Genomic DNA, 13,294 nt, shown 5'->3' on the forward strand with positions numbered 1-13,294 from the left:
AGCAGGCAAGCAGGCAAGCAGGCAAGCAGGCAAGCAGGCAAGCAGGCAAGCAGGCAAGCAGGCAAGCAGGCAAGCAGGCAAGCAGGCAAGCAGGCAAGCAGGAAAGCAGGAAAGCAGGAAAGCAGGAAAGCAGGAAAGGACGCTGACTGGTGCTAGCCAGCATCCCTATCATGCGCGCATTGACCCTGGATGAAGGTCTTGCGCACGGCACGATCGTCACCGAGCATGAACAACGCGAACAACTTCTCTTTCAGTGTCTTCGCAGCCTGCATGCGGCGGGACAGCAAGGGGGTTGACTGCCAGTCGAGCAGCACGAAATCGGCTTCCTTGTTCACGGCGAGGTTGCCGACATGCTCATCGATGTACAGAGATCTGGCACTACCCAGCGTGGCGAGGTACAGGGCACGGTAGGGCGATAGCGATTGTCCGGCCATCTGCGAGACCTTGTAGGCTTCACTGAGGGTCTGCAGCATGCTGAAGCTGGTTCCGGCGCCAACGTCCGTACCGAGGCCAACCCGCGCACCGACGGATTGGGCGGCGGACAGATCGAACAGCCCACTGCCGAGAAACAGATTGGAGGTGGGGCAGAAGGCCATGGCGGCGCCACTGGACGCCAGCCGTTTGCGATCCTCGGTATCCAGATGAATGCAGTGAGCCAGTACCGATCGATCCCGAAGCAGATTGAACTGGTCATAGACATCCAGATAACTGCGACTCTTCGGGAACAGTTCGGCAACCCATTCCACTTCGCGAACATTCTCGGCAACATGGGTATGCACGAAGGTATCCGGATGCTCGGCGGCCAGCTGTCCAGCCAATTGCAGCTGACGTTCAGTGGAGGTGGGGGCAAACCTGGGCGTGATGGCATATTGCAGGCGAGCCTGCCCATGCCAGCGTTCGATCAGTGCCTTGCTGTCGCTGTAGCCGGTCTCCGGTGTGTCACGCAGGTATTCGGGGCAGTTGCGATCCATCAGCACCTTGCCGGCGATCATTCGCAGTCCACGACGTCGTGCGGTTTCAAAAAAGGCATCCACCGATTCGGTATGCACGGTACCCAACACCAATGCACTGGTGGTGCCGTTGCGCAACAACTCCGAGATGAAGAAATCGGCGGTATCGGCAGCATGTGCAGCATCGGAGAACTGCCGCTCGGTAGGAAAGGTGTAGTTGTTCAGCCATTCCAGTAGCTGCGAGCCGTAGGAGGCAATCATGTCGGTCTGCGGGTAGTGAACATGAGTATCAATGAAACCCGGTACGATCAACTTCCCGCGATAGTCCTGCACACTGATGCTGTCGGGCAGGTTCTTCAGCAGTTCATCGGCCGGGCCGATGGCCTCGACGCGCCCCCCGGAAACCAGTAACAGACCGTCCTCCAGATACTCCACCGCCGTATCATCCTGCTCGCCGGGGTCGCGCACACAGTGCAGAATGGAAGATCGAAAAGCCTGTACTGCAGGTGTTGTGTCAATCATGGTGTGGTCATGCAGGTTCATGTTGGGAGGCGGCAGTGGCCGCATCGGCAAGCCGGGCAAGTTGCCGCTGTCTGATATCGAGAATCTGGGCCGCCACCGAGACGGCAATTTCCCCCGGATGCTTGCCCTCGAGCCCGGGCAGTCCGATCGGGCAGGTCAATCGTGCAATGGCGGCTTCACTGATGCCGCGAGCGCGGAAACGTTGCAGGAACCTGCGGCGCTTGCTGGCCGATCCGATCAGACCGCACCAGGCGAGTGTGTCGTTCTGCAACGCCTGCGCACAGATGAATTCATCCAGAGCATGATTGTGGGTCAGGATAAGCACAAAACTGCCGGCAGGGGCTGCCGCGAGTTCCAGCTCCGGCTCCGAGGAGACAATGGGGCTGACATTGGCAGGAAGCGAGGGCGGAAATTCACCTGCGCGGTTGTCTATCCAGCTGATGCTGCAGGGCAGGGTGCCAAGCACATTGACCAGGGCCTTGCCGACATGACCTGCACCGAAGATCAGTATCCGGAAGTCATCGGGTGGCAGTCTTTCCAGCCACAGGGAACGATCGATGGTATCCGGCAACGCCTGGTCACTGCCCAGATGCTGCCGTGCAACCGCGACAGCGGCCTGCTGGATGTCGAGCAGTTCACCATGCGTGTCGATGTCCGTGACCAGCAGTTTGCGAATGGCTGCAATTCTGCTCTTCTCGCGAGTATCGGCCACGGCCTGGGTCATCAGCATGACAGTGCGGTCAGCCTCATGATGTGAACGAATGTACTGCAACCACGGGACTGCCTCGGCATTCAGCGGCTCGAACAGCAGATGCACCAGGCCCCCGCAACATTGGCCCAGGGAGGCACCGAGCGGAAAACGGTGCAACGTCGCAACCGGTCGAGCCGCTTCACTGCTGCCGAGCATTCCGTTCGCCAGGGTGCCGTGACCCTGTTCCTTCGACAACTGCTCTCGTGCCAGGGCAATCGCCTTGTATTCCAGATGACCGCCGCCGATGGTGCCGTGGCATTGATCGGCACAAACGATCATGCGTGTGCCGGCATCGCGAGGCGCGGAACCGCGTGTGCCGATGACGCTGATCAGGACGGCAGATTGCTGTTGCCCGATCAGTTCCAGAGCCGTTGTCAGCCAGTTGTTCATCAGCTGTGCGTGCTCACGGAGTCGATCGCAGACAGAATGGCTTCAGGGGTTGCCGGTGCTGTCAGGGTCGGGTTCACCTGATAGGCGGCCAGGCTTGCAATTGCATCACGAATGGCGAAGAACACCGAGAAGGGCAGCAGCAAGGGAGGTTCGCCCACCGCCTTGGAGCGCATCACGGTGTCCTCATGATTCTGATTGTCGAACAAGCGGGTATTGAAGATGGCAGGACAGTCGTTACTGGCCGGTATCTTGTAGGTCGAGGGGGCATGGGTGGTGAGTCTGCCCTGGTCATTCCAGCACAGCTCCTCACTGGTCAACCAGCCCATACCCTGAATGAAGGCTCCTTCGATCTGACCGATATCGATATGCCTGTTGATCGGGTTGCCGGCATCGTGCAACAGATCGGTTTGCAGCAGCTTCCATTCTCCGGTGAGCGTATCGACGATGACTTCCGATACCGATGCGCCATAGGCGAAATAGTAGAAGGGGCGCCCGGTCATGCTGTCCTTGTCCCAGTGCAGGTCCGGAGTTGCATAGAAGCCATCCGACCACAGTTGCACGCGATTCGTATAGGCTTCCATGATCAGCTGCGGGAACGCGGTCTCGACGCCATTGGCCGTGACCGTGTCCTGGCTGAAGATCACGTCATCGGCTGTGCCACCGTGCCGACGAGCAGCGAACTCTGCCAGGCGAGTGCGAATCTGGCGCGCTGCGTTCTCGGCGGCCTTGCCATTGAGATCGGCACCTGTCGAGGCCGCCGTGGCCGAGGTATTGGCAACCTTGCTGGTATCGGCGGCCGAGGAGCGAACCCGGTTGACGCTGATACCCAGCTCTGCGGCCACCACCTGAGCCACCTTGGTATTGAGTCCCTGGCCCATCTCGGTGCCGCCATGATTGACCAGCACCGATCCGTCGGTATAGACATGGACCAGAGCGCCGGCCTGATTGAAATGCACGACATTGAAGGAGATGCCGAACTTCAGCGGTGTCAGGGCGATGCCCTTCTTCAGTATCGGACTGCCGAGGTTGAAGTCCCGACAGGCCTGGCGTCGTCCGGCATAGTCACTGCTGGTTTCCAGTTCGGCCACCAGCTCGTGAATGACGTTGTCGACCACCGGCTGTCCATAGGGGGTGGTGTTGCGCTCCTGCTTGCCATAGAAATTGACCTTGCGAATCTCCAGCGGGTCCCGACCGAGATCGCGAGCCATGTTGTCGATGATGTACTCGATGGCAATGGCCCCCTGCGGGCCGCCGAAGCCACGAAAGGCCGTATTGGACTGGGTGTTGGTCTTGCCGCAGAACGCCTGGATATCCACTTCATTCAGGTAGTAGGCGTTATCGAAATGACAGACTGCGCGGGTGGCCACCGGTGCGGACAGATCGGCCGAGAAACCGGCACGGGACACCAGCTCCACTCGCGCTGCCTGGATGCGGCCTTCATCGTCGTAGCCCACCTCGTAGTCATAGTGAAAGCAGTGGCGCTTGCCACTGATCATCATGTCATCATCGCGATCCAGACGCAGTTTGACCGGGCGTCCGAGCCTGTGCGCACCGAGCGCCGCAACGCAGCAGAACAGGGCAGACTGGGATTCCTTGCCGCCAAAACCGCCGCCCATGCGGCGCATTTCCACCACCACCTGATGAGCACTCAGGTTCAGCAGGTGGCACAGAATGGTCTGCATTTCGGTGGGGTGCTGGGTAGAGCAGTGAACGTGGAAGCCATCGTCTTCGGTGGGCAGTACGTAGGAGATCTGCCCTTCCAGGTAGAAGTGTTCCTGGCCTCCGACCGACAGTTGACCGCTGAGCCTGTGGGCAGCTCTGTCAATGGCGGCACGCGCGTTGCCGCGCACCAGCTGCATGGGTGGCACCACATAGGACTCCTGTTTCCGTGCCTCTTCGGGGCTCATGACAGCGGGCAGTTCGTCGTAGCTGATGTCGGCCTTGCGGGCCGCGATACGCGCCTGTTCGTAGCTCTCTGCGTAGACCGCAAAGATGGGCTGGCCCACGTACTGAACCAGCCCGTCGGCCAGGATCGGGTCATCGTGCACGATGGGACCACAGTTGTTCTCACCGGGAATGTCCTCGGCCGTGATGACGAGCAATACCCCCGGGGACTGGCGCACGGCGCTCAGATCCATGGCGGTGATGCGAGCATGAGCCTTGTCGCTCAGACCCAGAGCGGTATGCACCGTGCCGGCAATTTCCGGAATATCGTCGATGTAGCGGGCCTCGCCAGCGACGTGCAGATGAGCGGATTCATGGGGCGTGGCTTTCATGCTGTCACCTCCGTGCGGGCAAAGACGCTGGTCCGATGAACGTCCAGCGGCTCCTCCGGCCGGGTTTCCAGGAAGTAGCGCTGGAGCAGATTGAGGCTGGTCCGTTGGCGATAGGTGGCACTGGCACGCATGTCGCTCAGGGGAGAATAATCGCCGCTCAATGCCTGTCTTGCCGCTTGCAGAGTCTCTTCGTTCCAGGGCTTGCCGCGCAGACTGGCTTCGCAGGTCGTGGCACGCTGGCAGGTCGCCGCCATGCCACCGAATGCGATGCGTGCCGTCGTGATGATGTCATCCTGCAGCACCAGATTGAAGGCTGCGCAGACTGCCGAGATATCCGAGTCGTAGCGCTTCGAGAGTTTGTAGGTTCGGAACTGCTGCCCTTCAACGGGCAGTGGCAGGATGATGGCGCCGACGATCTCTCCTTCCTGCATGGAGTTCTCCATGTAGCCGGTATACAGGTCTTCCAGAGCAATGGTGCGCTGCCTGCCCTTGCCCAGCAGTTGCACCTCGGCGCCCAATGCCATCAGCCAGGGCATGGAATCACCGATGGGCGAGCCGTTTGCCACGTTGCCTCCCAGGGTGCCAGAGTTGCGTACCGGAACCGAGGCAAAGCGCTTTTCCATCTCCAGCAGCTGCGGATAGTACTCCACGGCCTGTCCATAGGCATCGCTGAGCGATACGCCCGCACCGATGTGCAGATGGCCCTGATCGACGCTCATCGTCCTGAGCTCTGCAACATTGCCCAGGTAGATGATGTCGGTGACCGGTCGCACCAGCTTGTTGACCCACAAGCCGACATCGGTACCGCCGGCCAGGATCGTGGCCTCGGGTCGAGCACTGCATAGTGTCGTCAGTTCCTGCAAACTGCGTGGTGCGTTGAATGTGGCATCGGCATGAGTCAGCTCCAGAGAGTTGTCTCGAGAGCATTGACTCAGCGCATCGATGATCGGCTGGCGAGACAGTGGACTGGCGGGTAGATCGAACATCTTCCAGCCTGCCTCCAGTATCGGCTTGTAGCCGGTGCAGCGACACAGATTGCCGGACAGGTGATCGGCCAGTTCCTGGCGATCGGGACGAGTGTCGGTACCCGAGTATTCGTTGTACTTGTCCCACAGGGACATCACGATGCCGGGGGTGCAGAAGCCACACTGTGAACCATGGCAGTCGACCATGGCCTGTTGTACCGGATGCAGCTCGTTGTTCATGCGGCGCAGATACTCGACGGTGAACAGCGCCTTGCCATCCAGAGTGGGCAGAAACAGGATGCAGGCATTGACAGTCCGTGTCTGCAGCTCACCCTTGACCAGTTCGCCAATGACTACGGTGCAGGCACCGCAGTCTCCCTCGGCACAGCCCTCCTTGGTGCCAACCAGCCCTTGTTCCTGACGCAGATAGGCGAGCACGGTACGTGTCGGGTTGGGGTTTTCCACCACGATCGTCTCGCCGTTGAGCAGAAACCGGATAGCGTGTTTGTCGTTCGTCATGTCAGCCTCTCATGGCCGTTGCTTGTGTCGGCCTCATGGGGCGGATTGTCGGTCAGCAAGACCAGTGATCCGCGTAGTTTTGCAGGCGATCCTGCAGCAGGTTCAGCAGGTATCGAAACGGTTCCGAATCTCTGCTGCCGCTCGCAGCACACAGACTCAATTGCTGAAACAGCGGGTCAGGATCAGCCAAGGGTATCAGCACCAGCTCACCACTGGTCAGACGCCTCTCGATGCCCATGGCTGTCTGAAAGCCGATTCCCAGCTGCTGATTGATCATGGTGCGCAGGAACTCGACCGAATTGGATGTGGTGAGAATGTTCGCTCCTCCATCCAGCTGCTGCAGCATGGCATCGAGTGTTCGCCGCAACGGCCAGGACTGGTCCGGCAGGATCAGCGGAAACCGGCTGCAGTCCTTGATCGACACGCCGCTGTGGGCGGCAAGTGGATGGCCCGGACTGACGATGGCGCCCACCGGCAGCTCTCGACTGAGCAGGCAGTCGATGCCGGGATCGGGCTGTGGGTCGAACATGATGGCAATATCGGCCGCATGCTCGAGTAGCAAGCGGTTGAGGTCCTGGCCTCCGGCGGCCTTGAAGGACGACTCGGTCTGCGGGTGAGTGGCATGCAACTGAACCAGCACCGGCGGCAGGAACTCGGCAATGACCGATTCCTGCCCGGTGATGGTCAGCAGGGTGCCTGCCACGCCCTTGAGCTCCGCAAGATCGTTCAGACAGCGTTCTTCATCGGACAGGGTCCGGTTGACATGCTCCGACAGTATCCGTCCGGCCGGCGTCAGCTGCATGCCGGCGGTGGTCCGTTCGAACAGACGTGTACCCAGTTCGTCCTCGACCTTGAGTATCTGCCGGTTGACTGCCGATGACGAGATATGCAGCTGTCTGGCCGCCAGGCGCACCGAACCGCAGTTGGCGACCTCGCGAAAATACCGCAGAAACGGAGCATGAAACGACATCTCAGAGCAGATCTTCCGTGTCTTCACGTTCCAGCGGATAGCGTGCGGCTACCCACAGGATCGCTGCCAGCAGCAGATAGCCCCAGACGATGGGGTTGGTGAGGTGCGGCCAGTGCAGCGCAGAGTCATGAATGATGCCGAAGCTGGTCAGCACCGCTGCCAGGACGGCGACGATCTGAGCCTCGCGCACCTTGCCGTCGATCAGAAAAGCGGTAAAGGATCCCCACAGCATGCCGCTGACAATGGCGCCGTTGGCCAGTGCCGATTCGCCGATGACATGCGCACCCTGGGTCACCATGGCACCGACAAAGGAGTCATCCAGCAGGTTCGGTACGCTCTCGATTCCCATGTCACGCAGAGCATTCAGGGCAGAGCCCCATTTGACCACGATGATGCTGGAAACATGCGGCAGGAAAGCGATGGCGATGGCGATGTGATGTTTCGGTTCGCAGGAACGAAACGACACGGCAATGATGGAGATGCCGACGAAGACGAGAATCGGCGCAACGGCGGCCGGTGGAATCAGGTTGCCGAGGAAGGCCACCAGGCCGAACAGGGCGCCGAGCATGAACACGATACCCACGCCCAGAGCGTAACCCGAGCGGGCGTGCATGCGCTTGTAGGCCGGATGTCCGATGTAGACGGTGGTCGGAAAGGGGGAGCCGAACAGGCCGCCGAGCATGGTGCCCATGCCATCCGTCACCTGGCAGGCACCCACCGGGTACTTGTCGCCGGCTACCTCGGCCGACTCCACATTGTTCATGGTTTCGATGAAATTGTAGATCTGCACGGGGATCAGCACCGCAAACAGCTCCGGATTGTCGAACAGGTGTCCGAGACCGACCATCAGGTCACCGAAGTAGGGTACGGGGATGTAGAGGCCGACGCCCTCGAAGCTGAATGAGGATTCACCGATGACCAGCGCCACGATGGTGGCCGCGATCAGCGCCGCCAACCCGGAGGGCAGGCCGAAAGGCAGACGGAAACGCCCGACCATGCCCCACAGAACAAAGGCCAGGGAGGTGAAACCGATCAGGGGGCTTTCATAGATCCGGGCCATGGCGACCGTGGCAATGAAGACCAGGGCAATGCCCGACAGGGTGCCCAGCATGCCGGCACGTGGCGTGACGCGCTGCAGCCAGGGGCCGATGGCGGCACCGAGAATCTCGACCAGGCCACCGATGACACCGGCTGCAATGCCCACCTGCCAGGCCAGCACGGGATCATTGGTGCTCCAGTAGATCGGACCGATGACGCCGAACAGGTAGACGAACATGACGGGTGTGCTGATGCCGTATGGCAGAGCGGTGACATCGGAGCGTTCCTCACGCCTCGCCAGTCGCTGCGCCATCCAGACATAGACCGCGATGCCGATCATGATGGAGATGGCAGCGCCTGGCAGGATGCGGCCGAAGACAATGTCGTTCGGCATGTTGAAAACGAAGCGACAGACCCCGGATATGATGAGCAGGTTGGCCAGTGTGTCGGCAAACAGGGCCCAGAAGCCGTTGATATCGTTCCTTGAGAAAATCGGGTATTGCATGCAGTCTCACCCCTCGTCTGATTCCATTGATCCCTGAGTATCCGACGCCCATTTGTGATAACAGGGCACTTGATCTATGCACTTGCCAGTCAAGACTAAGCGATGTCAGCCGGGGGGAGGTAGCAGAATGATTCGCGCAGGTGATGCCGATTCGGCATCACTTCAGCTACATGAGAAGGTTCAGCATCAACAGGCTGACAAGCAGAAACAGTATGGTCATGATACCGCCGGCTCGCATGAAATCGGCGACCTGATAACCCCCGGGCCCCATCAGCAGCGCGTTGACCTGATGCGTGGGTATCAGGAAGGAGTTGGAGGTGGAGATGGCCACGGTCAGCGCGAACAGTGCCGGATCGGCATCCACGGCGACGGCAATGTTGACCGCCAGCGGTACCAGCAGCACAGTGGCGCCGATATTCGACATCACCAGAGTGAAAAAGGTGGCCAGCAACGCGATCACCACCTGTAACACCCAGTCGGGCACGTCCCCCACCAGTCTCAGTATTTCCTGGGCAATCCAGGCCGCTGTGCCGGACTGATCGACGGCAATGCCCAGAGGGATCAGGCTGGCGAGCAGAAAGACCGTCTGCCAGCTGACCGCTGTATAGGCCTCGTCCATGGTCAGTACCCCGGACAGGACCATGCCCATGGCTCCTGTCAGCAGCGAGATGGCCAGGCTGTCCGTCACCAGGAACAGGACGAGCCCGAGGAGAAAGAATGCCGCGGCCTCCCTGACCTTGTTGGTTCTCAGATCCTCGTATTTCACGTCCGTGGCCAGCACGAAGTCACTGCTGCGAGACAGTGATTTGAGATCCTTCCAGCTGGCGTGAACCACCAGAGTGTCGCCAGGCTGCAGTACCTGATCACGGAAATCATGTCTGATGACGTCTTCGCTGCGAAAGATCTGCAGGATGTTGGTGCCGAAATTGCGGCGCGGCTTGATGTCGCCGATACGCTGCCCGATGAGGCTGGAGCCGGGCGGAATGACGATTTCGGCAATACCGCTATGCTGGGCATTGAGTACGTCGGCAAAGCGATCCGGCTCCCCCAGGACTTCCCAGTGATTGTCTCGGCAGTAGCGTTCGATCTGTTGCCGGTCGCCCATCAGGCCGAGGTGGGTGTTGACCCAGATGATTTCCTCGCGATCCGGTGGCACCTTGACCACATCGCCGCTGTACAACGCCAGTATGACCGGCGTGTCGGGGTTGGCGTCTTCCAGTTGATGAATCGTCATGCCGGCCTGCGGGCTCTCCGGGGTGACCCGGATCTCGACCAGTTCGCCCTTGATGCCGTAGACATTCTCGAAATAATCGGCCGCTCGCGAAATGCGCTTGTCGTCCGTCTTGCTGGTAGCAGGCAGGACAAAGCGACCGGCCAGCACGAAATACATCACGCCGGTGGCCACCAGGGCCAGCCCCAGCGGTGTCACCGAAAACAGGCCGAAGGTATCCATCTGCTGTTCGGCCGGCAGGGTACGGTTGGCCGATATCAGCAGATCGTTGAGCAGAATCAGTGGGCTGGAGCCGATCATGGTGACCGTGCCACCGAGAATGGCGCAGAAGCCCATGGGCATCAGCAGTCTGGACATGGGGATGGCGGTGCGGTCGCTGATACGCGACACCACAGGCAGGAACAGGGCCGCCGCACCGATGTTCTGCATGAAGCTGGAAATGAGCGCGACGGTGCCGGATACCAACGGAATGATGCGTTTTTCCGTCTTGCCACCCTTCTGCAGAATGAGTGAGGCCACCTTGCCCATCAGGCCGGTCTTGTCCAGACCGGCGCCGATGATCATGACGGCAATGACCGAAATCACGGCATTGCTGGAAAAGCCCGAGAACAGCTCCTCACGCGAGACCAGCGGTTCGAGGCCAGGCAGCAGCGTGGTCAGGCCCAGCAGGACCATCACGCAGATGGCGGCCACATCGACACGCAGCAGTTCGAATGCAAACAGGGCAATGGTAACGGACAGCAAGCCCATGACAACCAGCATTTCGATGCTTAGCGTGAGCTCCTGGACCATTGTGCTAGCGTATTGGAAGCGGGTTGTCGGGGGCGAGGGATTCCGGCATCAGCGGCGCTGGTACAACAGGTCCGTGACGTCGTGTCCGAGGCGATGGCCGCGCCGTTCAAAACGCGTCACCGGCCGCCATTCGGGGCGCGGAGACGGCAGCCCCTTGCCGGCCATGTTCTCGAAGCGCTCGTCCTGCTCCAGATGTTCGATCATCCATTCGCCGTATTCGGCCCAGTCGGTAGCGCAGTGCAGAATGCCACCGGGTTTGAGCGTGTGGGCCACGGCGTTCAGAAAATCCGCCTGTACGATTCGCCGTTTGTGGTGGCGTTTCTTGTGCCAGGGGTCCGGAAACAGCAGCAGTACCTTGTCCAGTGAAGCGGGTGGCAGCATGTTTTCCATGATCTCCATGGCGTCGTGCTGAATCAGGCGCACATTGTCCAGTTCATTGGCTTCGATGCCGATCAGGGCATGACCGATACCGGATTGATGCACTTCGGCGCCAATGATGTTGGTATCCGGATGGTTGCTGCCCATGTTCAGCAGCACATCCCCATTGCCAAAGCCGATTTCCAGCCACGTGGGCGCGGCCCGGCCGAAGGCATCGGCAAGATCGATGGTGTTGTCGGAGTAGGGCAGCCCGAATCTGGGCAGCAGACGCTCGAGGGCATCCGCCTGGGCTGCAGTGATACGCCCGTTGCGTACCACAAAGCTGCGAATGGAGCGGCGTGTCAGCCGCCCGGCAGGCGTTGTTTCCTTGTCAGCCTGCTCAGCTGGATTCTGGTTTACCGGGTTCAGCGACGACGGCCTCCACGCTTGCCACCCTTGCGTGGTTCTTCGAACTGGACCTTGAGGGACTTGTCACCCATGATCTTGCCGTTCAGGCCCGCGATGGCGGCGCGTGCTTCATGCCCTTCCATCTCGATGAAGCCGAAGCCCTTGCACTTTCCAGTGAATACATCCGAAGCGAGCTTGATGGAGCGCACCTTGCCGTATTCAGTGAACATTTCGGTTACTGTTTCTTCCGTCGACTCAAGCGGCAGGCCGCCAACAAACATCTTTTTCACGTAAAAACCTCGTATTTCAAGTTCGGTAACCAATGCCAGACATTGCATCGTGTTGCCAACTCTCATGCGATGGTTTGCATGAGTCGTGACAACTGAGTGCTAGGTCAACAACGGTTGATGCCGGCACGGCCCTTTGCCGTGGCAGCAGACAGCGGTACACCCGGTACCGCGAAAGGGTCCAGGCTGAGCTACCGGCAGTCAATGGATAGTGCCAGTCTACTCCTAAGTTTACACCTTTGCCAGACAAGGGTGCCGTGACGCAATCAGCGTCTCTTTCGATGCGCGGCACATTTGCTTGATCTGCCACTCGTGGCGACTGGCCGAAGACCTGTCTGGACAGGCACAAGTATAGACCAGAGTCACCGGTCGGCGTGCGCGGGTGTAGCGGGCCCCGCGAGCGGTGCCATTGTGTTCGGCCAGCCGGCGCATCGTATCGGTCGTGATGCCGGTGTACAGTGAATCATCATTACACCGTACCATGTAGACCATCCACTGTCCCGGCTGCAAAGAACGTTCCTCCGATGTCAATCCAGTCTCCCGATCCGGCGTTTGGCGCTTTGTCACGCGTGTATGGCCATCAGGCCTATGAATGTCTGTCGCAGCTGCGTATCTGCGTTGTCGGTATCGGCGGCGTCGGTTCCTGGGCGGTCGAAGCGCTGGCCCGAACCGGCGTCGGACAAATCACCATGATAGACCACGATGATGTCTCCACCAGCAATATCAACCGCCAGTTGCATTCGCTGCACGATACGGTCGATCAGTCGAAGGTGGAGGTCATGCAAGCGCGGATCCGTCTCATCAATCCACGCTGCGATGTTGCCGCCATTGATGATTTTCTGGCAGAGAAGAATCTGGAAGCCTACCTGGACTGCGGTTTCGACATGGTCATCGATGCCATCGACAACATTCGCTTCAAGGCCGCCATGATCGCGTTCTGCCGGCGCCGCAAGATTCCGATCATCACGACCGGTGGGGCCGGTGGGCGCACCGATCCACTGGCGGTGGAAGTCGCCGACCTGTCACGGACCTGGAATGATGCGCTGGCCGCCAAGGTGCGCTCCCGGTTGAGGTCGGACCATGGATTCACCAGCAACCCGAAACGACGCTTCGGAATCGAGTGCGTGTACTCCACCGAGCAGCCGGTGTACCCGGGCAAGGATGGTCAGGTAACACATGCGAAACCCGGTGTACCGGGGGCCCGCCTGGATTGCGATCAGGGCTATGGGTCGGTGTCTTTCGTGACGGGTACCTTTGGCCTGGTGGCCGCATCACGTGCGGTCAACCGGTCCTTGGCGCAGCGATTGCGTAAGGATCCCTAGAATCTGGTCCG

The 13,294-nt window shown here is 60.0% G+C and carries 11 protein-coding genes; 1 reads left to right on the plus strand and 10 read right to left on the minus strand.

The window, feature by feature from the left end; translation table 11 throughout:
• Positions 1-152: 152 nt before the first annotated feature.
• From guaD to ACUNV4_RS19935, 10 genes are all read right to left on the minus strand, one after another.
• Positions 153-1,472, minus strand: a complete 1,320-nt coding sequence (gene guaD, locus ACUNV4_RS19890) for a guanine deaminase (protein ID WP_430880358.1) — start codon at positions 1,470-1,472, stop codon at positions 153-155.
• Between the two features lie 7 nt (positions 1,473-1,479).
• Positions 1,480-2,613 carry a xanthine dehydrogenase accessory protein XdhC gene (gene xdhC, locus ACUNV4_RS19895; protein ID WP_430880359.1) on the minus strand — a complete coding sequence of 378 codons (1,134 nt, stop codon included), beginning with the start codon at positions 2,611-2,613 and terminating at the stop codon, positions 1,480-1,482.
• Positions 2,613-4,889 (minus strand): xanthine dehydrogenase molybdopterin binding subunit, encoded by a 2,277-nt coding sequence (gene xdhB / locus ACUNV4_RS19900; protein WP_430880360.1) that lies wholly within the window; start codon positions 4,887-4,889, stop codon positions 2,613-2,615. Before xdhB ends, xdhC begins: the two co-directional genes overlap by 1 nt.
• Positions 4,886-6,373, minus strand: a complete 1,488-nt coding sequence (gene xdhA, locus ACUNV4_RS19905; RefSeq protein WP_430880361.1) for a xanthine dehydrogenase small subunit — start codon at positions 6,371-6,373, stop codon at positions 4,886-4,888. Before xdhA ends, xdhB begins: the two co-directional genes overlap by 4 nt.
• A gap of 52 nt (positions 6,374-6,425) precedes the next feature.
• Entirely contained in the window at positions 6,426-7,343 is a 918-nt protein-coding gene (locus ACUNV4_RS19910; protein WP_430880362.1) for a LysR family transcriptional regulator, read from the minus strand.
• 1 nt (position 7,344) lies between these two features.
• Positions 7,345-8,886: a hypothetical protein gene (locus ACUNV4_RS19915; RefSeq protein ID WP_430880363.1), complete on the minus strand. Its 1,542-nt coding sequence runs from the start codon at positions 8,884-8,886 to the stop codon at positions 7,345-7,347.
• A 166-nt stretch (positions 8,887-9,052) separates the two neighbouring features.
• A complete protein-coding gene (locus ACUNV4_RS19920; RefSeq protein WP_430880364.1) occupies positions 9,053-10,909 on the minus strand; it encodes an SLC13 family permease in 1,857 nt (618 codons plus the stop codon).
• Between the two features lie 48 nt (positions 10,910-10,957).
• Positions 10,958-11,605 (minus strand): tRNA (guanosine(46)-N7)-methyltransferase TrmB, encoded by a 648-nt coding sequence (gene trmB, locus ACUNV4_RS19925; protein ID WP_430880365.1) that lies wholly within the window; start codon positions 11,603-11,605, stop codon positions 10,958-10,960.
• Positions 11,606-11,691: 86 nt separating this feature from the next.
• On the minus strand, positions 11,692-12,012 hold the full coding sequence (locus tag ACUNV4_RS19930) for an RNA recognition motif domain-containing protein (protein ID WP_430880366.1): 321 nt from the start codon (positions 12,010-12,012) through the stop codon (positions 11,692-11,694).
• Between the two features lie 180 nt (positions 12,013-12,192).
• Entirely contained in the window at positions 12,193-12,453 is a 261-nt protein-coding gene (locus ACUNV4_RS19935) for a GIY-YIG nuclease family protein (protein ID WP_430880583.1), read from the minus strand.
• Between the two features lie 32 nt (positions 12,454-12,485).
• Here ACUNV4_RS19935 and tcdA point away from each other — a divergent pair, with 32 nt between their 5' ends.
• Positions 12,486-13,283, plus strand: coding sequence for a tRNA cyclic N6-threonylcarbamoyladenosine(37) synthase TcdA (tcdA, locus tag ACUNV4_RS19940; RefSeq protein WP_430880367.1), 798 nt, complete (start codon positions 12,486-12,488; stop codon positions 13,281-13,283).
• Positions 13,284-13,294: the final 11 nt, after the last annotated feature.

Source organism: Granulosicoccus sp. 3-233 (assembly GCF_052681095.1).